The organism is Gimesia maris (genome assembly GCF_008298035.1).
GTDB classification, from domain to species: domain Bacteria; phylum Planctomycetota; class Planctomycetia; order Planctomycetales; family Planctomycetaceae; genus Gimesia; species Gimesia maris.
In genome coordinates this window covers 7,160,857-7,186,513 of record NZ_CP042910.1, presented here as the reverse complement: position 1 = coordinate 7,186,513, position 25,657 = coordinate 7,160,857, and the positions used below count along the sequence as shown (strand labels likewise).

19 protein-coding genes are annotated in these 25,657 nt (G+C 53.2%); 10 read left to right on the top strand and 9 right to left on the bottom strand.

The genetic code is table 11. From position 1 onward, the window contains the following. The first annotated feature begins 257 nt into the window (after positions 1–257). The 6 genes from GmarT_RS26730 to GmarT_RS26705 all read left to right on the top strand — a co-directional run bounded on the left by GmarT_RS26730 (position 258) and on the right by GmarT_RS26705 (position 7,144). Entirely contained in the window at positions 258–2,261 is a 2,004-nt protein-coding gene (locus GmarT_RS26730; protein WP_230682404.1) for a sigma-54-dependent Fis family transcriptional regulator, read from the top strand. A 599-nt stretch (positions 2,262–2,860) separates the two neighbouring features. Next, positions 2,861–3,925, top strand: coding sequence for a Gfo/Idh/MocA family protein (locus GmarT_RS26725; RefSeq protein ID WP_002644476.1), 1,065 nt, complete (start codon positions 2,861–2,863; stop codon positions 3,923–3,925). 183 nt (positions 3,926–4,108) lie between these two features. Beyond that, a complete protein-coding gene (gene thyX / locus GmarT_RS26720) occupies positions 4,109–5,020 on the top strand; it encodes an FAD-dependent thymidylate synthase (protein WP_002644477.1) in 912 nt (303 codons plus the stop codon). A gap of 229 nt (positions 5,021–5,249) precedes the next feature. Continuing rightward, complete coding sequence (gene rpsU, locus GmarT_RS26715; protein ID WP_081459387.1) at positions 5,250–5,447, top strand: 30S ribosomal protein S21; 198 nt, start codon at positions 5,250–5,252, stop codon at positions 5,445–5,447. A gap of 297 nt (positions 5,448–5,744) precedes the next feature. After that, complete coding sequence (locus tag GmarT_RS26710; RefSeq protein ID WP_002644478.1) at positions 5,745–6,089, top strand: VOC family protein; 345 nt, start codon at positions 5,745–5,747, stop codon at positions 6,087–6,089. Beyond that, the gene (locus GmarT_RS26705; protein WP_002644479.1) at positions 6,086–7,144 is read left to right on the top strand and encodes a Gfo/Idh/MocA family protein; all 1,059 of its coding nucleotides are present in this window, start codon (positions 6,086–6,088) and stop codon (positions 7,142–7,144) included. The genes GmarT_RS26710 and GmarT_RS26705 overlap by 4 nt, the downstream gene beginning before the upstream one ends. 37 nt (positions 7,145–7,181) lie before the next feature. On the opposite strand, the gene GmarT_RS26700 is transcribed toward GmarT_RS26705, so the two are convergent. The 6 genes from GmarT_RS26700 to GmarT_RS26675 form a co-directional block, all read right to left on the bottom strand. Next, positions 7,182–8,804 carry a response regulator gene (locus tag GmarT_RS26700; RefSeq protein WP_002644480.1) on the bottom strand — a complete coding sequence of 541 codons (1,623 nt, stop codon included), beginning with the start codon at positions 8,802–8,804 and terminating at the stop codon, positions 7,182–7,184. 230 nt (positions 8,805–9,034) lie between these two features. Beyond that, positions 9,035–9,943: a leucine-rich repeat domain-containing protein gene (locus GmarT_RS26695; protein ID WP_002644481.1), complete on the bottom strand. Its 909-nt coding sequence runs from the start codon at positions 9,941–9,943 to the stop codon at positions 9,035–9,037. 16 nt (positions 9,944–9,959) lie between these two features. Then, positions 9,960–10,733, bottom strand: a complete 774-nt coding sequence (locus GmarT_RS26690) for an SDR family NAD(P)-dependent oxidoreductase (RefSeq protein ID WP_002644482.1) — start codon at positions 10,731–10,733, stop codon at positions 9,960–9,962. Positions 10,734–10,759: 26 nt separating this feature from the next. Continuing rightward, the gene (gene nadB / locus GmarT_RS26685; RefSeq protein ID WP_002644483.1) at positions 10,760–12,379 is read right to left on the bottom strand and encodes an L-aspartate oxidase; all 1,620 of its coding nucleotides are present in this window, start codon (positions 12,377–12,379) and stop codon (positions 10,760–10,762) included. A 68-nt stretch (positions 12,380–12,447) separates the two neighbouring features. Beyond that, on the bottom strand, positions 12,448–13,245 hold the full coding sequence (locus GmarT_RS26680) for an SDR family oxidoreductase (protein WP_002644484.1): 798 nt from the start codon (positions 13,243–13,245) through the stop codon (positions 12,448–12,450). A gap of 73 nt (positions 13,246–13,318) precedes the next feature. Beyond that, positions 13,319–14,167, bottom strand: coding sequence for a menaquinone biosynthesis family protein (locus tag GmarT_RS26675; protein ID WP_002644485.1), 849 nt, complete (start codon positions 14,165–14,167; stop codon positions 13,319–13,321). Positions 14,168–14,634: 467 nt separating this feature from the next. Between GmarT_RS26675 and GmarT_RS26670 the strand changes: the two genes are divergently transcribed. Continuing rightward, positions 14,635–15,012 carry a GxxExxY protein gene (locus GmarT_RS26670; RefSeq protein WP_002644486.1) on the top strand — a complete coding sequence of 126 codons (378 nt, stop codon included), beginning with the start codon at positions 14,635–14,637 and terminating at the stop codon, positions 15,010–15,012. 189 nt (positions 15,013–15,201) lie between these two features. On the opposite strand, the gene miaA is transcribed toward GmarT_RS26670, so the two are convergent. Beyond that, on the bottom strand, positions 15,202–16,140 hold the full coding sequence (gene miaA / locus GmarT_RS26665; protein ID WP_002644487.1) for a tRNA (adenosine(37)-N6)-dimethylallyltransferase MiaA: 939 nt from the start codon (positions 16,138–16,140) through the stop codon (positions 15,202–15,204). Positions 16,141–16,315: 175 nt separating this feature from the next. Here miaA and GmarT_RS26660 point away from each other — a divergent pair, with 175 nt between their 5' ends. Further along, the gene (locus GmarT_RS26660; RefSeq protein WP_002644488.1) at positions 16,316–16,762 is read left to right on the top strand and encodes an SRPBCC family protein; all 447 of its coding nucleotides are present in this window, start codon (positions 16,316–16,318) and stop codon (positions 16,760–16,762) included. A gap of 15 nt (positions 16,763–16,777) precedes the next feature. Here GmarT_RS26660 and GmarT_RS26655 read toward each other — a convergent pair whose 3' ends face one another. Then, entirely contained in the window at positions 16,778–18,406 is a 1,629-nt protein-coding gene (locus tag GmarT_RS26655) for a flagellar hook-basal body protein (RefSeq protein WP_002644489.1), read from the bottom strand. A 326-nt stretch (positions 18,407–18,732) separates the two neighbouring features. Here GmarT_RS26655 and GmarT_RS26650 point away from each other — a divergent pair, with 326 nt between their 5' ends. Together GmarT_RS26650 and GmarT_RS26645 are read left to right on the top strand one after the other, a co-directional pair. Next, positions 18,733–20,010 (top strand): nickel pincer cofactor-dependent isomerase, group 22, encoded by a 1,278-nt coding sequence (locus GmarT_RS26650; protein WP_002644490.1) that lies wholly within the window; start codon positions 18,733–18,735, stop codon positions 20,008–20,010. A 135-nt stretch (positions 20,011–20,145) separates the two neighbouring features. After that, positions 20,146–20,877, top strand: coding sequence for an RraA family protein (locus tag GmarT_RS26645; RefSeq protein ID WP_002644491.1), 732 nt, complete (start codon positions 20,146–20,148; stop codon positions 20,875–20,877). Positions 20,878–21,235: 358 nt separating this feature from the next. Here GmarT_RS26645 and hrpA read toward each other — a convergent pair whose 3' ends face one another. Continuing rightward, positions 21,236–25,240, bottom strand: coding sequence for an ATP-dependent RNA helicase HrpA (hrpA, locus tag GmarT_RS26640; protein WP_002644492.1), 4,005 nt, complete (start codon positions 25,238–25,240; stop codon positions 21,236–21,238). Between the last annotated feature and the right edge of the window lie 417 nt (positions 25,241–25,657).

Below are 25,657 nucleotides of genomic sequence, written 5' to 3'. Positions count from 1 at the left end.
TCAGTAAGCGCATGGGGCTGCGGGGAATACGAGCTGTTTGCGGGAATCGCGGTCTGGGTTGAGACTGCCGGTCTCGTAGTCTGCAGGGAACCTTTGTCAAAAGGGGCCGAAAAAAATGGAAATCGAGTCCACACTTGGATGACGGGTTGCCTTTTGTCTGTTATCATTCCGACAAGAGGCAGAGGCGAATGGATGACAGAAGTCTGCCTGTTGAATCTGATATATGGTTCTTTTGATTCATGTTGCGGGAGTACCAGGTGAGTAAGATTGGAACTGCGGAGTGGTTGGACTGGAAGCGACTGCCTTTATTTTCCAGATATGATGCGGAAGCGTCCCTGGTTCAGATGTGCGACCGGCTGCTGGAAGAAGCGACCCGGCAGGCATCAGGCGATGACTACATTCGTCAGTTTCTGCCTCAACTGGCGACCGAACTTTCGTGCCAGTGGTGCACCTTGATTGAACGGACGCCCGAATGGGAAACCCTGTTTGAATTCGGTCGCAACGCCGCCGGCGGCTTTCCTTCACATCTGTGTGATGAAGCATTGGACCGCGATGCCGCCGGACTGTGTGTCGATGAGAACCGGGCCGACTGGTCGTTCATGGCGGCGCCTCTGGGAGATGTCCGACCGGGTACGATTCTGCTGGTTGGCGGTCGAGACCTGAATGCGACTTCGCTGAGTGAAGCGATCATCTCAGCCCGCGCGCTGGGTTATGCATTGTCGGTCGTGGAGCAGCGAGAGAAGAATCTGCGGCGCATCAAGCGCCTGCAGACCACACTGCACATTGCGTCCAGTTTTTCTTCCGCCCGGGAAACACAGCCTCTGCTGGAACTGATCGCCAAAGAAGCGACACGCCTGCTGGAAAGTGAGCGTTCCAGTATTTTCATCTGGGATCGGGAACACAAGCAGGTCGTTGCCTGTCCCGCGCTGGGAGTGGAAGGCAATACGCTGCGACTGCCCGATGATGTGGGGATTGTCGGGGATGTGATTCACAGTGGCAAAACTATTTGCGTTGATGATGCTTATAACGATGAGCGATTTGATCCCAGTGTGGATAAGTCGAGCGGCTTTCGCACTCATAACCTGTTGTGTGTTCCCTTACGGAATAACGCGGGCGAACTGATTGGTGCGTTTGAAGTGATGAACAAGGAGAAGGGCAAAGCCGACTACGATGACGCCGACGCCCAGAGCCTGGAAGAACTGGGTGTGCAGGCAGCAACGGCGCTGGAGAATACGCGCGAAATCGAACAGCTGTCCCGCAGCCGTGATCAACTCACAGAGCAAGTCAAACAGAAAGTGCAGATCATCGGTAAGAGCTCAGCCATCACTGCGCTGCGTTCTACCATTGAACGTCTGGCGGGCACCGATCTTCCCGTTTTGATCCTGGGGGAAAGTGGAACGGGGAAAGAAGTCGTAAGCCAGTCGCTGCATTACCAGGGGCCGCGGGCGAATACGCCGTTCATCGCGGTCAACTGTGCGGCTCTGACCGAAACGCTGCTCGAAAGCGAGTTGTTCGGTCACGAAAAAGGAGCGTTTACCGATGCCCATGAGACGCGGGCCGGCAAGTTTGAACTGGCGGAAGGGGGGACGCTGTTCCTGGATGAAATCGGCGACATGAGTCCGGGAGGCCAGGCAAAACTGTTACGCGTGCTGGAACAGAAAGTCGTTACCCGCGTGGGCGGTTCGGAAACGATTCCCATTAATGTGCGCGTCGTAGCGGCTACGAATGCGAAGCTGGCGGATGCGGTTCGTGATAAGAAGTTCCGCGAGGACCTGTATTATCGGTTGAGCGTGGTGACCCTGGATCTGCCTCCCTTGCGCGACCGTCCGGAAGATGTGATTCTGCTGGCCGAATTTTTCCTGGCGCAGTTCTGCTCCCAGGCCAATCGTCGCGTATTGAAAATTTCTGCGGAAGCGAAAAAGCGGCTGCAGGCCCATCTCTGGCCCGGCAATGTGCGCGAGCTGCGGAACCTGATGGAGCGGGTGGCCTTCCTGTGTGCCGGCGATCGGGTGGAAGTGGAAGACCTGGCCTTCATCCTGAGTCCGGCACGCGATTCCGTGGTCGACATGTCCGCCGACCTGAGCCTGAAAGAAGCCTCGCGTCGTTTTCAGCAGGAATACATCCGCCGCACGATCAAACGGGTGGGGGGCAACATGAGCGAGACTGCCAAGTGTCTCGGCCTGCATCGTTCCAACCTGTACCGCAAAATGGGCCAGCTGGACATGCACGAAGCCAACGAAGGTGCCGACGACGAGGACTGAGCGGGAAAGGAATGCAGCGCTTTCTGATTTTTGCTACCACGAAAAATACGAAACCGCACGAAAGTAAAAACAAAGGGTGGTACCGAATGCAATTCGGTACGAGCGCAGCGAGCAGGAAATTGACGGTGTGAGCGATCATTTCGCGAAGGGGCAAACCCATGTGTTTTTCTCGCATTATCGACGAGCTTTGCATTGTCGTGCTGCGAATGTTCTAGATGGTCACGTTCCAGCGTGAAACTAATTTGCTCGTGATCAGGCGGGCGGACACATGGTTCCGCATCCTGCAGAATCCTGTATCGGAAATTCTCCGATCATTCGAATGCTTTCACTGACAGTTTCCTGTTGTCTCCGACAACCCCGAATTGCATTCGGGGCCACCCATTCTTTCTCTCTGAATAAAAATTCTTTCGTGTCATTTCTTACTTTTCGTGGTAGAAAAATTCTGAGGGAATCTTCCTTACTGACAGTCGATTCTGATTGTTTCCAGTCATCTGGCGCAGTAAGGGTGACTTTACAGCGTGCGTTGAAATGGAGAAACTGAATCCACAAAGCTAACTTACGTCAGTATGAAACTGTGAGTAAAAATTGTGGAGACATTGATGGAACATTTGAAAGTCGGAATTATCGGTGCGGGTGGGATCGCTGCGAAGATGCATCTGCCGGAACTGCAGACGGTGGATCACTGTGATGTGGTCATGCTCTCTGGTCGAAAGCAGTCGCGGCTGGATGTGCTGTGTCGCAAGTTTAAAGTGCCCCGCTGGACCCACGAATATCAGGCCGTGATTGACGATGAAGAAGTGAACGCGGTGGCGATTGCGTTGCCGCATCCCCTGCATGTGGAATGGGGGATCAAAGCGATCAAAGCCGGCAAGCATGTTTATATGCAGAAGCCGTTAAGCACGTCGATGGATGAAGCAGACGCGTTTGTGGAAGCGACCGACAATCACGATCAGACGGTGCTGGCGCTGCCTTACATGTCGAATCCGCATGTGCTGGCGTGTCGCGATTATATCCAGGAGGGGAAGCTGGGGACGATCTCGTCTGCCCAGGCGCGGGCCAGTCATGGAGGGCCGGAAGTCTATTACGCGGGGATTCAGCAGATTCTGGAAGAGAAGCCGGCGGACGATTTGTGGTTCTTCGATGCAGACAAGGCAGACGTCGGTGCGCTGTTTGACATGGGCGTGTATGCGATTGCCAACCTGGTAGGAGTGGCCGGCGCGGTCAAGTCGATCACGGCTAAACTGACGACGGTTGCCAAACCGACGAAGCTGGAGGATACGGCGTCAATGATCCTGGAGTTTGAAAGCGGTGCGCTGGGAACGGCGCAGACCGGCTGGTGTGATGCTGCCCGAACCTATGAATTTTCGGTGCATGGGACGGCGGGCAAACTGGTCAGCAGTCGTCAGGCCGAGTCGCTGCGGTATTATTGTCCCAGTTCCCAGGTCGATGAAGATGCGCCGCTGATCGAAGAAATTATTGATCTGTCGACCTACCCCGTGCAGAATTCACATCAGCACTGGGCGGACTGTATCCGGAAGGGAATTCAGCCCCCCTTATCGAATGCGGCGACGGCCCGGCATGTGACCGAAATCCTGCTGGCCGCGTTGAAATCTTCCCGGGAAAACCGCACGGTGGACATTATTTCCCGCTTGAGTCTGGCTTGATCGGAAGCGGTAAACGACGGGAATTGCAGGCGATTTTATTGATTTTGACAGACGAGGCTACCGGTACGGTGTCGTTTGAGAGCAGGGTTGACTATAAATGTGCTGTGGCGGAATGATCGTTTCTGCCGCCGCGCCTGGTATTCCCATCAACTTCATTTTTAACGCATTCGGGGAGTGTTCCCAATGACGGAGCGGTCTGAACTCGTTGAAGAACTGCGCTGGAAAAAGATCCCGGTTCTCAATGATGGTTTTGTGTGTCTCGTAGATGTCATGGGCGATGACAGTTCGATTGTTCAGGCAGCCCGTGTCAGTTATGGGGAAGGAACCAAACGGGTTTCCGATGACCGTACGCTGATCCGCTATCTGATGCGACATCGTCACAGTACACCCTTTGAAATGGCCGAACTCAAGTTTCTGGTTCGGGTTCCGATGGACTGCTGGCGGCAGTGGATTCGTCACCGGACTGCGAATGTGAACGAATACAGCACCCGGTATTCCGTTGCCATCGATTCAGCTCAGACCACATTGCCCGGCGAATGGCGCACCCAGGCGACCTCGAATCGACAGGGGAGCGATGCCCCGCTTACTGAAGATTTAGGGACAAAACTGACCGAAGAAGAGACCGCATTTCAGAAACATGCCCGTGATGTGTACGAAGCCCGGCTGGAAGCAGGCGTGGCCCGCGAGCAGGCACGAAAAGACCTGCCCCTGGCGACTTACACTGAAGCTTACTGGAAAATTGATTTACATAACCTGATTCATTTCCTGAGTTTACGAATGGACTCTCATGCACAATGGGAAATTCAGGAGTATTCGCGGGCGATTGGTGAAGCGATTGTGAAACCGCTGTTTCCAGTGGTCTGGGAAGCCTTCGAAGACTATCGCCAGGGAGCGATGTTCCTGACGCGACTCGATAAAGAAGTGCTGGCGCGTCTGATGACCACAGCCGCCGAGAAATCGCTGGTACCCCCGTTTTCAGAAGAAGCGTTTCTGGAAGTGCAGGACGAGACCTGGAAATCCCTGAAACGGAGCCGCGAACGGGACGAATGCCAGTCCAAACTACAGCGACTGGGGATTCTGAAAGCCAAAGACTAGTGGCTGGATGTGCACTTTGGTGTGAAATTCAAAGAGTATTTCAGCCGTTGGCTTTGCAGATCCTGCTCGTTTTGTTATCTTTGTCGTTCCAACTCCGTAGCGAGAGGTCTGTTCACAGACCCGTTACAGGTGAAAACGTCTGAATTCTCATCACTGATGAGACGATGTATATTCAATTGGTTATGGTTACAACTTTTATTGAAATCAGGAAGAAGAAAAGGTGATTTGAGTGGTTAAGCTTCGGTTACGAGAAAACGAATCAATTCAGGAGGCAGTTAAACGGTTTCGCAAGATTGTTGAGCACGCTGGTATCAAAAAAGAGATGCGACGTCGTGAGTATTACGAAAAGCCCAGCGATGAAAATCGTAGAAACCGACGCCGTGCTGAGCGTCGCGCCCGCCTGTCTCGTCTGCAGAGTAACCAGTAGTCACTGAGACACCGATCGAAGATATCAAAACGCAGTCTGTTTCAGGCTGCGTTTTTTTGTGCGCGGTACTGGAGAGTCTGATGAGAGATGTACGTCTGAGATTTTCACCATTGCCGATGTCACGTGATTCAGAATCAACAGTCGCCAGACGGGCGGACACATGGGATATTGCGACCCGAAGTGGAGATTCCGAAATACATTCCCTCCGCTTTGAACTGTCTTCTCTTCCACGGTAGAATCAAATGGTGAGCAACAGGTGACAGATAATACGATTCCCCACTGTTTCAAGGAACCGCCATGCGAGAGTTTCACCATGTAGGCGTGATTACCGATGATCCACAGCCTGACGAAATTTATGTTCCGGAAACGAAAGTCTACGTCACCAATCCCAACGAGCATCCCTACAAAATTGAATACCTGCGGTTCGAAGCCGACACACCGGTCACCGGTCCGGTTCGTAACCAGCCGCACATCGCTTTTAAAGTTCCGGATATCGAACAGGAGATCGCAGGTCTGGAAGTGTTGCTCGGTCCCTTTCAGGCGATGGAAAATCTGAAAGTCGTATTTGTGCTGATCGATGGTGCCGTGTATGAATTCATGGAGTTTTCAGCAGGTTCTGAATTTGGAGAGTTTGAGCAATGAGTCACCCACTTCGCGTCACCTGTGTTCCTTTGAGCCTGCTTCTGCTGGTTTTATTCTGCCTGTCCGAATCCATCCGTGCGGACGAACCTGAAACGATCCGCATCGGCATCATCGGTCTGGATACATCACACTCCAGCAACTTCTCTCAAATCCTGAACGATCCGGATTCAAAATACGAGGAATTCAAACACTGCAAAGTCGTCGCCGCTTATCCCCAGGGAAGCCAAACGATCAAAGAGAGCCTGGAAAGCGTTCCGGAAATAACTGAAGCGGTGAAAAAACAGGGCGTCGAAATCGTACCCAGCATTGAAGCCTTACTGGAGAAGGTGGATGCCGTTCTGCTGGAGAGCAATGATGGTCGCGTGCATCTGGAACAGGCGCTGCCTGTATTGAAAGCGGGTAAGCCGCTGTTCGTCGACAAACCGATCGCCGGTGATCTGACTGATGTGATTGCCATCTACGAAGCCGCAGAACATTTCAAGACGCCTGTCTTCAGTTCCTCATCATTGCGCTATACCGACGGAGCCAAAAAGATTAACGGCGGCGTGATCGGCGAGATCATCGGCTGCGATGCGTATAGTCCCTGTCCGGTGGAAAGCACACACCCCGATTTTTACTGGTACGGCATTCATGGTGTGGAAACCCTCTATACAATCATGGGGCCTGGGTGTGAGACAGTAGTACGTGTCGCGACTCCCGAAACCGACGTGGCAATTGGTACGTGGAAAAACGGTCGCATCGGTACCTTTCGCGGTCGTCGCAAAGCCAGCAATGGCTACCAGGGCGGCTACGGAGGGACCGCATTCGGGACGAAAGGTATCGAACAGATCGGCAGTTTCAGCGGTTATGAACCGCTGCTGGTGGAAGTCGTCAAATTCTTCCGCACGGGCAAAGCCCCTGTCACCCCGGCAGAATCGATCGAAATCTACACGTTCATGTCGGCCGCTGATTTGAGCAAACAGAAAGCGGGTACGCCTGTCAGACTCGCTGATGTGGCGCACCAGGCAAGGGAAGCCGCTAAGAAAAAACTGGCCCCGTATCTGCAGAGCCCTTGAGACTTTTTTTAACCGTGACCCTTTTTAAATCCGTAGCTTAAACCGCCGTCTCGACTTCACAGCAGTTCGCGATCATGCTGATCAGCTTTCTGCGGTCGATGGGTTTCGTCACATGATCATTGCAACCGACGCTGATGCATTTTTCCCGATCCCCTTCCATGGCATTGGCTGTCAGGGAAATGATCGGTCCTGAATAACCCTGTTCGCGGAGGATTCGGGTCGCGCCATAGCCGTCCAGAATCGGCATCTGCATATCCATCAGGATCACATCATACAGCAACCCGATTTCCATTGCCCGCATTGCGGCCTGGCGGGCGGCTTCACCATTTTCAGCAACCGTCACTTCGGCTCCGGCTTTTTTCAGAATAAAACGGATCAGTTTCTGATTATCCGGACCATCTTCAGCCAGCAGGATCTTTTTCCCTTTCAGAGACAGGGCCTGTTCTTCAGACTGTGCGGGCAGGGGCTTCGTGGATTGAGTATTGTCATTCTGTTGCAATTCCTGCAGCAGTGGGATGCCTTCCAGGTTGCCCGTTTTTACTGTGGCACTAAATTGTGACCCCTGATTCAGTTTGCTGGTTACCGAAATATCGCCTCCCAACACATCAGTCAGACGTTTGCAGATGGTCAGCCCCAGTCCGGTGCCGCCATATTTGCGGGTGGTCGAGGAATCGGCCTGAGAGAAAGGGCGGAACAGATTAGACATCTGTGCTTCCGTCATCCCGATTCCCTGATCGATTACCGTGAACTGAACCTGTGGTTCTTCACCGGGATTTTCCAGAAAGGATGTATTCAGGCGAATTGTGCCGACTTCCGTAAATTTAATCGCATTGCCAATCAGGTTGATCAGAATCTGCCGGATTCGTGTCGGGTCGGAATGAATTTCTGCAGGCAGTGGGAACTGATAGCTGGCTTCCAGCTTCAGCCCCTTGGCTTCTGCCCTGACCTGAACCAGTTCCAGCACCTCTTCCACAATCGTCTGGGGCGAACAGCAAATGGATTCCACATCCAGTTTACCGGCCTCAATTTTTGAGAGATCCAGAATGTCGTTGATCAGTTCCATCAGATGCCCGCCATTGCGTTTGATCGTATCCAGTGAATCGGAGATCAACTCGGGCAGTTGCAGCGACTTCGCTTCCAGTTCCAGGATGTCGGTATAGCCTAGAATGGCTGTCATCGGTGTACGGATTTCATGACTCATGTTTGCCAGGAAGGCACTTTTCGACTGGTTGGCAGCTTCGGCCTGTATTCGCAGTGTCTTCTGCTCGCGGAGCAACTGCAGGGCGCGAATCGCGTTTCGGACACGTGCCTTGATTTCGGAATCGGTTGCCGGCTTGGGGATATAGTCGAAGGCTCCTTCTTCAAAAGCGCGGGTAATTCCTTTACCGTCACTTTGAGAGGTCACCATAATGACGGCGACTTCGTCGACTTTAAAATTGGCGCGCACCTCCCGCAGCACGGCAAAACCATCCAGTTTAGGCATCTCCACATCCAGCAGGACCAGATCCGGTTTCAGGGTATGTACTTTCTGGCGGCCTTCTTCACCATCGGCTGCTGTATGAAGTTCGTATCCATCCTGCTGGAGTGCCTGGCAGAGGATGCTGCGGACAACATCAGAATCATCTACAATTAATATTTTCGAGAGCTGCGTACTGATCATAATAATTTCTGTCTGTGCCTGAGATGACAGTTTTGGACTAGGTAAGTTTATTAAAAGCTAGGTCAGAGAATTAAGTATTGGCAGGCAAGTACAGTGTTTTACCTTTCATTTTAATCAGAACTTCAATGACACGTTCCGATTAAACAAGTTACGACAACTGTCGCAAAAAGTTCAGTGCGGGAGAATGACCACACATTATTTCAGGTATTTCCTGAGAGCTTCCAGTACGTTCAGTCATCAGAGATACGTAAGGCGGGAATTTCCTGTTTAAGTGAGTCCAGTACGTCATCGGAAACACTGGTATTACTCAGACTTAGCTCCACCAGCTCGGGGGTGGCAGACAGATATTTTACCCCGGCGTCAGTGACGGCTGTATGATCGAGCACCAGCACTTTTAAATGTGGCAGTCGTGCCAGCATTTTCAGACCCACATCGGTAATCTGCGTCCCATCCAGGTGTAAGATTTCCAGATTGCGGCATTCGGACAGGACTGCCGCTGTGTCATCGTTGACCTGACAATTTGAGAGGAATAAACGAGTTAAGGTTTCTTTTGCTGCAGCCTGCTTGAGTATAACCAGTTCTTCTTCCTCAAAAGTCGAATCTACCAGGCTAATACCTTCCAGTCCTTTTTTCTTTAGCAGATCTGTCAGGCTTGATTTTTCAAACTGGGATGCCTCGATTGTCAGATGTCTTAACTGGGGGATTTGCGTCAGCTCAACGGCACGTTTTTGATCAATCTGAAAACCAGATAAATAGAGTTCTTTCAGCTTGTGAAACTCCGGTAACAGAGCAAACAGCGCATCGATCTCCTCGGGACTGCTGTCAGGCTGCCTCTGCCAATCCATCCAGCTCACAGAACGATGATAATCTAGAAAAGGCCTGGGAATAAAAGCGGGACCTGGCATTGTGCCATATTCGTGAATCGCTATTTCCCCCGCTTCATTCTCGTCGAAGACCAGCAATTGCGCCTTCTGCTTCTGGAAGGCAGAAACATTTGAATGAAATCGTATGACCAGAAAGACCGACCAGACGACCAAAGCGCAAATTGCAATGAGAGCAGCAATCAGACCACGGCGGATGAGAATCCGTCTGTTCTTTTGGTTGATTTGAACAGACGTGGTTTCTACATCAGCACTCATTCACACCTCAACTCACTCAGCGGGCAGTCCACCCGCCATCGACGGTGACCATGCTGCCCGTCATATAACTGGACGCATCGCTGGCCAGAAAGATTGCCGCACCCTGGATCTCTTCCATCCGTGCCCAGCGGTTCATTGCGACGGCGCCCACGATGAATTTCTTGATCTCTTCGGTTTCCGCAAACGGTTCATTCATGGGCGTCAGAAACGGTCCCGGGCAGATCGCGTTACAGGTGATTCCGTATTCACACAGTTCCAGTCCCAGTGCCCGCGTCATCTGCACCATGGCGCCTTTGCTGGAAGTGTATGGCGTGCGGTTGGACATTCCCACCAGCCCCAGCGTACTCGCCAGGTTGATGATCTTTCCGTATTGGGCTTTCTTCATGTGTGGAACCACCGAACGCACGCACAACCAGGGGCCGGTGACATTCACATTCTGGACATCCTGAAACTCTTCGAGGGTGATGTCATCAATGGGACCGCGAATATTGATGCCCGCGTTATTGATCAGAATATCAATCTTGCCGAACTCCGAAATCGCCCGTTCGGTCATGGCGGTCACCTGGTCTGGATCGGTCACATCGGCGGCCATCCCGATTACTTTGTTCCCGTAATCGGCTTGAATCTGAGCCGCCGTCGCTTCAACTTCATCCTGGTTACGACTGGTGAGCAGTAAGTTCGCGCCTGCTGAAGCCAGACCTTCCGCCATCGCTGAACCCAGACCCTTGGAACCTCCGGTAATAATGGCGACACGACCAGTTAAATCGAACAGTTTGATACCAGGCAGCATGGCTCATCCTTCCTCAGACAAGTGGTTCAACGGTTTGAGATGACGGAAATATGTTTCTGGAACGCGGGATCGGTTTCCGGGTAGTCACTGCGAAAATGTACGCCGCGGCTTTCCCGACGTTCAATCGCGGATTTGATCATCAACTGCGAGACCAGCAGCATGTTCTGCAGTTCCCAGCCGGTCAACGTTTTGAATTCACGATCTACAACATACCGGTCCCAGAAATCGACTTTGTCCATCGCATTTTTTAATGAATCGGCACTGCGGGTGATGCCCACGTCGCGCCACATCAGGCTGGCCAGTGAGTTTCGCAGGTCCTTGCTGTTTAAATCTTCGTCGGAACGTTTTTCAATATCCCAGTCGGGCAGCAGGGATGCTGAATACTGGTCCGGCTGGTTCAACGCCGCCTGCGAGGCACCGCGTCCCGCTGCTGCGCCAAAGATCAAACCTTCCAGCAGACTGTTCGATGCCAGCCGATTGCTGCCGTGCAGTCCGGTGGAAGTCACTTCCCCCGCCGCCCACAGATTCGGCACCGATGTCCGTGCCTGCAGATCGGTCTTCACGCCCCCAATCATATAGTGCGCACCCGGTCGAACGGGGATCTGATCTTTCGAGAGATCCAGACCAAAGCTCGCGCAGACTTTGCTGATGTTGGGGAATCGCTCTTTGACCAGCGATTTCTCCAGGTGGGTCAAATCGAGGTACACACAGGAATGACTGGTTTTCAACATGCGATCGGTAATGGCCCGGCTCACGATATCACGGTGTGCCAGTTCCAGATCGGGATGATAATCGGACATGAACCGCACGCCGTTACAGTCTCGCAGATAAGCGCCTTCGCCACGTACGGCTTCGGAAATCAGGTAACGGGCACCGCCGGCAATGTAGAGCACGGTGGGATGGAACTGCATGAATTCCATGTCCTGCAGCAGCGCTCCCGCGCGAAACGCCAGAGCATGTCCGTCACCGGTCGCCAGGGGAGGATTGGTCGTTTCACGAAACAGACAGCCTGCGCCCCCGGTCGCTAAAATCACCTGCTTGGCCCAGATCAGGGTTTTGCCATGATAGCGGTTCCAGATGATCGCGCCCCGGCATTCCCCTTCGACTGTAACCAGGTCGATAGTCGGCGTTTTGGTCCAGGTCTGTAGAGAAGGGCGACTGTTGACCGCCAGGACAAGCGCCCGCATCAGTTCTTTGCCTGTGGCATCGCCCAGTGCATGCGCCACGCGACGATGACTGTGTCCCCCCTCCTTGGTGAGTGCGATCTTGCCGTCTTCGGTATCAAAGTCGGCTCCCAGTTCCACCAGTTCCTGAATATGTCGTGGCGCCTCGCGGCACACATGTTCCACCAGATCCTGATCACAGAGATCCTTGCCGGCTGCCAGGGTATCCTGGATGTGATTGGTGATGTTATCCAGCGGGTCGAGCACACCTGCGATGCCACCCTGTGCGTAGGCGCTGTTTGACTGCGAGACTTTGCCTTTGTTGACGATGATCGTTTCCAGCCGCGGATCAATCTCCAGCGCTGCCCGCGAACCGGCGATCCCACCGCCGATGATCAGTACATCGGTGAAGATATGGGGAATGCGTTTCGGGTTGATACGAGCAAGATAGCGTTGACCAGGTTCAATGGAAATCGGATCCAAGTCTCAATGCTCCTTAAGCTCGTTTTGCGAGACCGGCGGCTTCAGTAGCCGCCCCGCCTCACAGAGAATCAGATAGTCATGCAGGAAAATCCACCATCGACGGCGACATTCGTTCCCGTCACAAAACTGCCGGCTTTGGCTGCTGCCAGCAGCAGCACGGCCCCCGCCAGTTCTTCCGGGGCACCAAATCGATTGGCGGGCGTATGATTCATAATACTCGCAACCCGCTCTGGTGTCAGCACTTTTCGATTCTGTTCTGCAGGAAAAAAGCCGGGGGAAAGGGCATTCACGCGAATGTTCCGCTCCGCCCATTCGCGGGCCAGGTTCTGCGTCAGATTCAAAACCGCTGCTTTCGAAGCAGAATACGTAAACACGCGCGACAGCGGCGTGATAGCACTCATGGAGGCGATGTTGATAATCGAACCCGCGACATTGTTGTCCAGCATCGACTGACCAAATACCTGGCAGGCGACTTTGACACTCAGCAGATTCACGCGGAAGATCTGCTCCCACTCTTCATCGCTGATTTCCAGGAATGGAGTCGCTGCATTGATGCCCGCGCCGTTGACGAGTATGTCAGTCGTGCGGTCGTTGCTTTTCAGGTGCGCGACCAGTGCTTCCAGGTCCTCGCGGCTGGTAGAATCGGCTTTGAAGAATTCCGCAGTTCCCTGCAGTTCTTCAATCATCTTGACACGGCCGGCTCCGTTTTCTGCGTTGCGGCCGACGATTACCACATGCGCGCCTGCCTGTGCCAGAGTCTCGGCGATGGCGCCACCTAATACGCCGGTACCACCGATGACCACTGCAGTTTTACCCGACAGGCCGAACAGGCTCTGCAGATATCCGGATGAGCTGGATTGACTCATCACATACCACCTTCTCTATATTTTGAACCAACGGCAGCCCGCAAGATGATTCTCGCAGACTGTCATCGAAGTCTTAACCAATGAATTCCAGTTTAACCGGGTTAGGGATGATGCCCGCTTCGTAACCCCGCTTCAGCAGTTCCGCGACGGCTTCCCGTCCCTTTTCGCCGAAGTCTAGCGTCCAGTCGTTGACATACATGCCGACAAATTTGTCAGCGCTGTCCCGGTTCAGATCGCGACCATACTGTAAAGCATGGTCGAGTGCTTCACCCCGGTGTTCCAGGCCATATTCGATGCTGCGTTTCAGGATGGCGGTAACTTCTTCCATCATCTCCTGGCCCATGTCTTTGCGAATCGCATTTGCACCGAGGGGCAGAGGCAGACCGGTTTCTTCGTACCACCACTCGCCCAGATCGACGACCAGTTTCAATCCCTGATTAGCGTATGTCAGCTGGCCTTCATGGATGATCAGACCCGCATCGAACTTGCCCTGTTCGACCAGGTTCAGGATTTCATCGAAGGGATGTTCTTCGTATTCGAAGTCATCGCCCAGCAGTAATTTGAGTGCCAGAAACGCGGTAGTCAACTTGCCGGGAATGGCAATTTTTTTGCCCCGCAGGTCGTCAATGCTCCACTCTTCACGGGCGACAACCATGGGACCATATTTGTCCCCCATCGAGGCGCCACAGGAACAGATCGCATAGGTATCTGTCAGGTAGGCATAACCGTGCAGGCTGACAGCAGTCAGCTCCAGTTCGGCATTGAAGGCCCGCTGATTCAGCGATTCAATATCCTGTAACTCGTGAGTAAATCGATACTTACCAGTTTCGATCTTGTCGTTGGCCAGAGCATGAAACATAAAGGCATCGTCCGGATCGGGACTGTGGCCTACCTGAATTAATACTTTTTCATCTGTCATCATGGATCACACACAATTAATAATGGAGTCTTGGTGAATATGGAAACAGTTGAACGCCGGCGCGAACACCAGCTTCAACAGCAGACTATATCAGCTCAAAAGCGTTGCAGAACACTATAGAGAGTTCCCCGCCACTTAGCCACCTTGCCGGGGAAACAAGTTCCAAAGCCTTTCACCGGCAACACAAAAACGCAGTCACCAGATACCATTGATTGAAAGCACATATTTGATTGTGTATGTTTATACAGATGTGTCGGTTTTTTGATTTACTACCACGAAAGACACGAAAACACACGAAATTTAAGAATGATAATTCGAAGCCGATGAGATCAGGCAGAAGAGTGAGCTTATCAGGTAAAAGGGAAAAACAGATTTTTTAGTTCGAAGCAACTTTGTGTGTTCCCGGCTACCAACGAAATTTTTCGTGTGTTTTCGTACTTTTCGTGGTAGCAAAAAAAGAAAGAACTTTTATGCCGGAGCTGATGTTCAAACAGGAATGTTACGCCATCCAGGGAGCGGTGTTTGAGGTGTACCGAGAACTGGGTTCCGGTTTTCTGGAAGCCGTTTACCAGGAGTGCCTGGAACGCGAACTGCTGACTCGGGAAATCCCTTTTCGTCCTCATCCGACATTAAAATTAAAGTACAAAGGCGTGCCACTGACTCAGATGTATCAGCCCGATCTCATCTGTTATGACTCCATCATTGTCGAACTCAAAGCAGTCAAAGAAATCGCCATCGAACATCAGTCACAGATTTTCAACTATCTGAAAGCGACCGAATTGAAACTCGGTCTACTGGTCAACTTCGGTTCGCATCCCAAAGCGACTGTGAAGCGATTTGTTTTGTGATTTACTACCACGAAAGACACGAAAACACACGAAATTTAAGACTGGCATCTTTGGGTTTTCAGATGAATCGTAAGTTGATTCTTAAAAAATCTGTTGAAAAAATAACAGATCCAGATCAAAGTACCTTTGATTCTTTCAGCTTACCAACGGGTTTTCGTGTAGTTTCGTACTTTTCGTGGTAGAAAAAAATCATTCGTATTTCAGAATCTTCTGCAACAGGTCCTGTGGGCTGTCTTCAGGATGAACATCGATTTCGCGGCACTCGGTGATGTTGCGAAAGAACGTATGCTGGCGTTTGGCGAAGCGTCGCGTCTGCTGTTTCAGCATCTCGACTGCCCGGTCCCAGGACCACACACCTTCCAGGTAATCGATCAGCTCTTTATAACCCAGTGCCTGCCGCGCCGTACGACCCATGGGGACTTCAGCGGCGAGTAGCTGTTTGACTTCGTCCAGCAAGCCCTCTTCCAGCATCAGATCGACGCGCAGATTAATCCGGTCATACAACCATTCCCGGTCCGGCAGTAACCAGAACACGTGTGCCGGACATTCCTCGGGAGTCAGCACATCTTCTGCATGTTGAGAGGAAAGCGGGACGCCGGTCACATGATAGACTTCCAATGCGCGGGCGACGCGGCGGACATCATTGAAATGATATTTCTCTGCAGAAACCGGATCGACGGCCGCCAGTCGCTGATGCAGGGCTGCATTCCCTTCTGTCTCTGCGAAGGACTCCAGTTCGCTGCGATAATCCCAGTCTGCGGAAGGCCCGTTGAACACTCCCCGCAAAATCGCCCGCAGATACAGACCGGTCCCGCCCACAAACAGAGGTGTTTTTCCCCGATCCACGATATCACGGCAGCATGCATCCGCCGCCGTAAAGTATTCTGCGACACTGTATTTTTCATGGGGATCAATCAGATCCAGCAGATGGTGGGGCACCCGTTCGCGCTCGGCAGCAGATGCTTTGGCGGTCCCGATATCCATCCCTCGGTACAACGACATCGAGTCCATCGCCAGGATTTCGGCGTTCAGATGTTCTGCCAGCAGCAGGCTGAGTTCAGTCTTGCCACACGCGGTGGGACCAGCCAGAAACCAGCACTGTTGTAGGATTTCCCGGGGAAACTGCATGATATTTTATCTTGAAGACACGAGCAGCCCTCGCGAAAATGAGGGACTCTCTGTTTGTGTGGACTCGTCATCCGAGCCCGATTCAGCTAGGATACACACGGAATCAGGACACGTTCTTAATTCCGGACTGTCATAGAGTATATTTATCCGCGTCGAATGTCGAAAGAGAGACCTCATGGCGAGTTTTGAAGCCAGCGTTCAACTGAATGCCACACCGCAGGAAATGTTTGATTTTCTGATTGATACCGAAAACATCCTGAAGATCAGCCCTCCTGATACCGGCCTGTCATTCACGAAAAAACCGGATAAATTGTACAAGGGCGCCATCCTGGAATTTCAGATTCAGGGCTTCGGCAAAGTGCAGGAAGGGACACATGAAATCATCGTGTTCGAGGAACCCACGCTGTTCACCGAAAAGCAGATTTCGGGTCCGCTGAAATCATACACCCACGAACACCACATCGTACCCGCCGGTGAAAACCAGATCACGCTCATCGATCGACTGGAGTTTGAGCCACCGGGGGGCCTGCTCGGTTTCCTGATTACCGAATCAAAACTGCTCGATCTGTTTGATGAAGGTTTCTACCAGAGGCATCAGACTCTGAAGAAACTCTTTCCTTGAACACGCACGACTCATTCATTTGATGATCGAACGATTGCCTTGCTGCAACTGCTGAGCTTGCGGCCGGGCGATCCGTTCTGCCGGCAGACCCAGATCCGCCTGCACCGGTTCATCGGGCTCGGTCAGGTAAACCGTTTTCAAGGCATCCAGCCGCTGCTTGATCAGAGACAGCTGCTCCAGTTCTTCTGTGATTGAGACATTGGATGCTTCCAGCACGCCAGATCGAACCAGGCCTGCTCCCTTTGCACCCGGCGTCAGTACCCGCGCCGCACCGGCGCGAGGCGTGGTCGTAAACAGACAGGACTCCCGTGGAAACAGCTCGCTAGGATCGGTGAAACAGGCGATTTGCAGTTCGCCTACGGTTACTTCTTCCGCAACGTCTGCCAGTAATGCGGTCACGATGCCCGATTCGGAAATCTGGATGGAATGTGCTTCGGCCGGCAGTTTGATTTCAGGTACGATCAGATAATTATGCTGTGAACCACGAATGCATAAACGACGGTCTTCATCAAATATCAGCCGTCCTGTGCGGGTAAAGGCGGTTGTCTCTCCCAGTCGAACCTGCAGAAAGCCCTGCCCCTCGATGGCGATATCCAGTTCACGCCCCGTCTTCAGCAGTTCGCCACTCGTCTGAGAAATTCGCGTCTGCAGAACCTGGCTTCCCATGCCCACCGCGATTGGCGGTTCGGTTTCCGCTTCTTCACTCGCCGGCGTTTTGACATATTCATAAGGCAGCGATTCGAATTCCACGTACAGCCGTTTAAATCCAATCGTCCCGGCATTTGCGATATTATTCACAATCACATCACGCGAAAGCCGCAATGCGTCGACCGTTGGTCGCAGTCGCTGCTGCAGTTCGTCCCGGTCCGCCTTGGATGAAAACCCGATGAACCCGGACTGATCCGATAATACTTTTTGTGTGGAAGAGACGGGCTGTTGAGGCAGGGCGACTTCAAAGCTGGGCTCCAGTTGCACCCATTTGTCCTGCATGCCGCGCATGGCCCCTTTGGGCTGCAGCAGTTTACGAATCGAAAGTAAATCGGAGGCCACCTTGTGAGGCACGCCCCGCAACTCTTCAAACCAGATCTGTAATTCTTCGTCCGTTGCTTCGGGCAGATGTTCGCGGATAATCGAACGCGTCATCTTATCATCGCGCGCGTCAGAGCGTTTCTGTGAATCGGCCAGAGGTTCTGCATTCAAGGGGGGCATCAAAGGACCCGGGGTCTGCAGAAAATCCTGAATCGGTTTTGCCAGCATCGGCGGCTCAGGATCACTCTGTTCTACAATGTCCTCTGAAAGCTCATTGTTGATGGCACCCGGAGTTCGTAACAACGGACCATTGACGGTAGCATCATCCGACGTCAGTTCTGCAGAGTCTCCTGCAAGATCTTCACTTTCTGCCAGTGCCAGTTCTACAGGCTCCAGATTCGTTTCCGACGGAAAATGACCTTCCTGAAACTCCGCTTCTGAATTCGCAGGCTCAGCAGCAATAGCGCGTGTCTCCTGTGGGAAGGCGAGAGCGACGGGAGTACTTCCTTCCACCAGACCCAGGTCCTTCAGATACAGGATTCCCTGGATAAACAGCACACCACTTAAGACACAAACGGAAACAGCAAAAATGATCCGCTCAAAGTTTTTTCTCATATCCTGCTTCCTTGCAGCAACAAGGTTCGACATCCAGTTTCGACCTGCTGATCAATGTTCCAAATCAGAATCGTTAAGTTATCGGAATTAACGGTTTAGGACAAGACTTTTCTCAACCCTCCATTTGCCATTCGCTCCGACCAGGCTGTTCTGAACTATTCTGACCGGTGAGAGCCCGCGAATGTAGCGTAATCCGGCATGAATCACGTACAATAACAGACTCTTCACATTACACCGTTCCGCCAATACGGGTGGAGAGATTGCCAGGATAAAGTAAACCCCGATCGATCGAATGATCTGACTCCCTGATAAACTGAAGCGCTGCCATGAATATGACACTTCCCAAAGTTTACCGAGTCCGCCAGAACTTCCCGTCCTCTCGGATTGAGAACGTGGCTGAAACGGTTCATGCGGAACTGGCGAAGCTCAATCTGGAGAAGACAGTCAAACCGGGAGAGACTGTCGCGATCACGGTTGGCAGTCGAGGCATCGCCAATATCGCCTTGATCATCAAGACCACGGTCGACTTTCTGAAATCACTCGAAGCGGTCCCGTTCATCGTGCCCGCGATGGGCAGCCATGGCGGTGGAACCGCTGAGGGACAGACCGAAGTGATTGCCGCTTATGGGATTACAGCGGAAACGATGGGAGTGGAAGTTCGCTCGTCGATGGAAACGGTCATCGTCGATACCACCTCGCACGGCATTCCCGTCCATTTCGACAAGCACGCCTATGAAGCCGACCATGTATTGATTTGCGGGCGCGTGAAGCCGCACACCCGTTTTGTCGGCGACATTGAATCCGGCCTGCATAAGATGATGCTCATCGGCCTGGGCAAACATGAGGGGGCCAAAATTTATCACCGTGCGATCGAAGACATCAGCTTTGAAGAAATCATCAACGCGGTTGCCAAATCAATTCTGCAGAAATGCTCGGTCGTCGCCGGGCTGGCGATTGTGGAAAACTCCTACGATCAGACCGCGCTCATCGAATCCGTGCCCCCTGAAAAGTTTTACGAACGGGAAAAAGCGCTGCTCAACATTGCCCGCGACTGGCTGCCTCGTCTTCCTTTCCCGCAGACTGACCTGCTGATCGTCGATCGCATCGGGAAAAACATCAGTGGTTCGGGAATGGATGCCTGCGTCATCGGTCGCAAGTTTAACGATCACGCTGCCACCGAACGCGATGCGGTCTCAGTCAAACGCATCATGATTCGCGGGTTGACGGAAGAAACACACGGCAATGCCTGTGGCATCGGTCTGGCTGAATTCACGAATGAACGCACGGTTGCCAGCGTGGACTGGAAAATCACCCGGATTAACGCTAATACTGGTAGTCACCCGACCGCAGCCATGGTACCGCTGGCCTACCCGACCGACCGCGAAGCCATTGAGGCGGCCCTGCAGACTATCGGCCTGGTTTCTCCCGAAGCCAGCCGCATCGTACAGATATTTGACACACTCGAACTGAGCGAAGTCATCGTCAGTGAAACGTACCTGGAGGAAATCAACAGTCGCGACGATCTGGAAATCATTGCCGGACCGTTCGAACTGGCTTTCGACGCGGAACAGAATCTGACACCCGTTTTTAACGCACCACACTAATGCTTTATCAAGCTGGAAATTGAGAGTTGCAGGTGTTGTTTACGTGCTCCGTTGTCGCACTCTCATGAAATCGATCAACCCAAAATTTGAAAATGACACTCCACTAATTCATTTAACCTCAACAGAAAGAATGACATGTCCACCGAAGGCCTCTCTGCTGCTGCTCTTGAAGAACTTGCCAAATACGACACCCCTACCGTCTGCAACGTGATCGAACTCTGGAACATTCGCCCCCGCAATACCGGCTATATGAATGATTCGATCAAAGCCTGCTTTCCCAAGATGCCTCCCATGGTCGGCTATGCGTTGACGTCCACCTTCCGCAGCATGGCGCCTCCCCGCAGCGGCGACGTCTATTCCGGCCTCGATGCTCAGGTTGCTGCGTTCGAATCTCTGCCCGGTGCTCCCGTTGTCGTCTACCAGGACATCGACGAACCCACCGCGTCCGCCACCTTCGGCGAAGTCATGTGCTCCACCTACAAAGCCTACGGTGCCAAAGGCATCATCACATCAGGTGCCGGTCGCGACTTGGATCAGGTCGAAGCCCTCGACTTCCCCGCTTTCACCAACGGCACCAACTGTGCCCACGGTTACTGCCACACGCTGCAGGTGAATGTCCCCGTGACCGTTGGCGGCATCCCCATTTATCCCGGTGACCTGCTGCACGGCGATTTGAACGGCGTGACCACGATCCCGACCGAAATCGCTTCCGAAGTTGCTGACGCCTGCAAAGATCTGATGAAAGCCGAAGACATTGTGCTCGACTATCTCAAAACCGGTAACCTGACACCGGAAGGTCTCGGCGAAGCCCGTAAAGAACTGGGAGCCGAAATCGCCAAGCTCGGCAAACGACTCCGCGGCGAATAGTTGATTCTCACGTCAAAGTGATACAGTGAAAAGCCGGCTCTTTCGGGGGCCGGCTTTTTTTATGGATCAAGGGATTAAACAAGCTGTTCGGACACATGGGTAACAGCCGTTCGGACACATGGGTAACACTTTCAAACCTGATACATTACAACAACCTCGGGTGGTCCCGGATGTAATCCGGGATTGTCGAAGACAACAGGAAATGAGAGTGAAGATGTTCAAACGAATGCGATTTTCCTACCTGAAATGATCGCTGACTCTGTCAGTTTCCTGCTCGCTGCGCTCGTACCGAATTGCATTCGGTACCACCCCTTGTTTTTTTCGTGTGGTTTCGTGTTTTTCGTGGTAGCAGAAAAAATCAGTCTCGCACCGCCGCCCACTGCTGATCCAGAATTTTCGGCGAGACCTTCAAGGCCGTCCCCAGCTTCTGGGCGAACAGCGACACGCGTAGTTCCTCCAGCATCCAGCGGAATTTGATCAGCTGCGGATCCACAATCTCCCGTTCGTGATGCTGCCGGGCCCGCTGTGAATACAATTCGAAGTAACGTGAGATACTGCGAATGTTCGCGATATCTTTCTTGAGGCCGGTTCCCCCCAGCTTGCTCAGCCGCATCTCCATGCCTTGCAGATAACGGGAGAACTGTTGCAGCCAGGGGTAAGGCGTGCTGACCAGGAAGCGGTTGTTGATCATCGCATTCAGTTGTGCCCGCATGTCATGCAGCGGCTCGCTCCACGCGGGTACCTTGGTTTTATCGAGTGTCACCTTCATCTTGTGATACTGCTCAAACAGTCCCGGCAGCAGACTCGCCAGATCCTGCGCGGCGACCGGAATCTGGTTCCGCCACTCTTTCACCAGCTGACGATACTGGGCCTCGTTTCTTGGCAGTTGTTCTTTCTTGCCAAACAGGGTCCGTTCTGCCAGCAGTTCGACCAGTTGTTCCCGCAAATTGATCCCGCCGATTGCGGTTGCGTACAATGAGATCCGGTTCAGGTCGGGTAAGTGTTCGACCTGGGCTTTCAACCGCTTGTGTTCCGACAGAATGAACAGCCTTCGCAAACCAAACCGCGTTTCATAAGCGGCCCGTTCGGGCGCATCCCGCAGGCAGAGCGCCACGGAGGTCTGTTCATCGACTAAACTCGGAAAGCCGGTGAGCGAAAGCTGATCGTGTTGAATCTGCACCTCTGCCGGAAAATCTCCGAACGTCCAGTCCGTCAGGCCAGACTGGCTCCAGTGATCATCGGAGAGAGCCGTAAAACTGCTGGCGGCTTTCGAACCATATTCCTGTCGCAGTTGAGTCAGATTCCGATTGACGGCGATCGCGTCGCCCCCCTGGTCGAGCACGCGGATATTCATCTGCAGATGTTGAGGCAGACGCTGGATCTCGAACTGGTCGGCGGTAATCCGCTCGCCGGAGATCTGCGACAGCATCTCGGCCACCGTCTCTTCAAACGACCCTTTGCCGAACTCCAGTTTACTGACGACCTGCTTTGCCGTTTCAGGTGCTGGCACCAGCATGCGGCGAACCGCTTTAGGCAGCGCCTTGATCATCGCGGCCACTTTTTCTTCCAGCAGTCCCGGCACGAGCCAGCCCAGTCGTTGCGGTGAAAGTTGGTTCAGACTCTCCTGCGGAATCGACACGGTGACGCCGTCTTCTTCGGCACCCGGCTCCAGATGATATTCCAGCGGGAATTGCATCTTGCCCATGTTGATCGCGTCCGGGAATTCGCCTTCGTCAATCTCTTCCGACTGCGTATCGAAAAAATCTTCCAGCCGCATATTCAGCAGCGTCGGCGTTTTAAGGCTGGCGACTTTCCACCACTTCTTCAGGCTCACACCATCATACACGTCTTCGGGAATTCGCTGATCATAATAGGCGAACTGCTGTTCCTGCGAAGGAATCAAATCGTACCGACGCGAGCGGGCCTGCTGCTGTTCCAGATCTTCGATGAATTTCTGATTGTGCGCCAGAAAATCGACGTTGATATTAATGTCACCTTCGACGAGGCCGTACTGCAATAACAGGGTCCGCGAATGCTCGGGATCGATCTTGCCATAATGCACTGAGCGACGGGGCACGATGGTCAATCCAAACAGCGTCACTTTTTCCGCAGCGACTGCTGAAGCAGCTTCGCCGTTCCAGCGGGGATCGCTCCAGCTCTTCTTCACCAGGTGCGGCGCCGCCGGCTCAATCCAGTTGGGCGAAATCTTCGCGACGGTTCGCGCGTAGCGTTTACTGGTTTCGATCAGCTCGGCGGAAATGATCCACTTGGGCTTCTTCTCAAAAATTCCCGAGCCAGGCCAGAGAAAATACTTCTGCTGTCCTGCTCCCGTGTATTCGTGCGAGTCCGAACGCATGGCGATGTTCGACAGCAGGCCGGGCAAGAGCGCACGATGAATGGCCGCCGAATCGTCTTTCCGCGGATGTGGTTTGATCCCGCTCTCTTCCACCAGTTGACGCAGTTGACGAAAGATATCTGCCCACTCCCGCAGCCGGTTGTATGACAGAAAATTCTGCACACACGCGCGTCGCAGCTTGCTGTGTGACTGCTCCTCTTTCAACTTGTGGTAGAAGTCCCACAGTTTGAGAAAGCTGAGGAAATCCGAATCGGGGTCGCGAAACTGTTCGTGGGCTTCGTCGGCGGCCTGCTGTTTTTCAATCGGTCGTTCTCGCGGGTCCTGCAGTTCCAGGGCTGCGGCGATGATCAGGATTTCGTGCAGACAGTTTTCGTCGTGTGCCGCCAGAATCATGCGTGCGATACGCGGGTCGACCGGCAGGCGACTGATCTTGCGGCCAATGTCGGTCAGCCGGTTCTGTTCGTCAATCGCTCCCAGTTCGAACAGCGTACTGTAGCCATCGCGGATCGCGGTGGGCTTGGGGGGATCGATAAACGGGAACTCTTCAATCGCGCCCAGCCTCATGTTCAGCGTCTGCAGAATGACCGACGCCAGGTTGGTGCGCAGGATTTCGGGCGACGTGAATTCATCGCGGCTCTTATAGTCGGCTTCGCTGTAGAGTCGGATACAGATCCCCGGTGCGACACGACCGCAGCGACCGGCTCGCTGATTGGCGGACGCCTGCGAGACCGCTTCAATCGGCAGACGCTGCACCTGTGAGCGACTCGAATAACGGCTGATGCGTGCCAGCCCCGTATCAATCACATAGCGGATGCCGGGCACTGTGATCGACGATTCTGCGACGTTGGTTGCAATCACAATCCGCCGATACGAGGAAGGACGAAAGACCTTGTTCTGTTCCGCCGTCGACAGTCGTCCGTAGAGAGGCACAATCTCAGTCTGCCGTCCGCCATCATCGCCGATGATCGATCGACCGCGTAACAGTTTGGCTGTCTCACGAATATCCCATTCAGTCGCGACAAAAATCAGGATGTCGCCGTCATCAATGGCCGCCAGTTCGTTGACCGCATCCGCCAGTTGTGACTGTTCATCGCGGGAACTGTTCTGCGATTTATTGCCCGTTTCTTTGCCCGCCTCTTTACCAGCCGGTTCATCATCAAAGGGACGATAGCGAATCTCGACCGGATACGTCCGTCCCGAGACATTCAGAATCGGCGCCGGTCCTTCGCTGCCGGCAAAATGTTCGCTGAAGCGTTCCGCATCAATCGTCGCCGAGGTGATGATCACCCGCAGGTCTCTGCGTTTGGGGAGCAGGCGTTTGAGAAAGCCGAGCAGGAAGTCGATGTTCAACGAACGTTCGTGTGCTTCGTCGATGATGATCGTATCGTACTGATTGAGGAAGCTGTCGGTCTGAGTTTCCGCCAGCAGAATGCCGTCAGTCATCAGCTTGATGTAGGTGTTCGGGTTCGTGGTGTCGGTGAAGCGAATCTTGAAGCCACAGGCGGTTCCCTGTTCACGGCCCAGTTCCTCTGAGATACGGGCGGCAACCGAGCGGGCGGCGATCCGGCGGGGTTGAGTATGCCCGATGATGCCGCTGATTCCGCGTCCCATCGACAGGAGTAATTTGGGGAGCTGCGTCGATTTCCCCGAGCCGGTTTCTCCGCAGACGATGACCACCTGGTTCTCTTCAATCGTCTTCTGAATGGTCGCCAGTTCCTGATGGATCGGCAGACTCTGGTCAAACGTGATTTTAGGGCAGCGCTTGAGCCGTTCGTCGCGGCGGGCCAGTGATTTCTCCAGTTCCTCCCGCAGCCGCTGCAGATTTTTATCGAACGGCTTTTTACTTTTCTGTGCCTGCCGGATCGATCGCAGTCGTTGTGAGAAGCGAAACTGGTCGCCGGCCATCGCCTGTGAAATCAGTTTCGGCAGTTCCGACAGCGCAGCAGTCGAAGCCACACTGGCAGCACCAGCGTCAGCAGCAGCCGAATTCACATCACCGCGGGACATCAGACATCAATAGAAAAAGAAACAGGACCAGCCAACAGGATTGACCCGCATTATGAAACGAAAGTTCGGCAGCGCGAAGGGTTTCAGGCGGGAATTGTGGGAATACCGGTGGGAACTGGTGAAAGAGAGGGTTTTAATGGCAGATTGCGTGAAAATTTGTGTTGTAACGGGAGATATTTAAATCGATAACACTTCAGAATTATGGAAATTAGCCTGCTGACGCATCTTACTTAAGTGAGATTGTCTGGCTTTGATTGAGTCTGCCGAGTGGTGTCCGTCAACTGTTTTTCACGGCCGGACGAGCCGGACCGTGGCACACGGTATCCTCAATAATAAACTGCAATGTGTCTTACCAGATCAGACGTCCGTGTGCCACCGCTCGGCTTGACCGACGGTGCCGATGTAACACCATAAAAT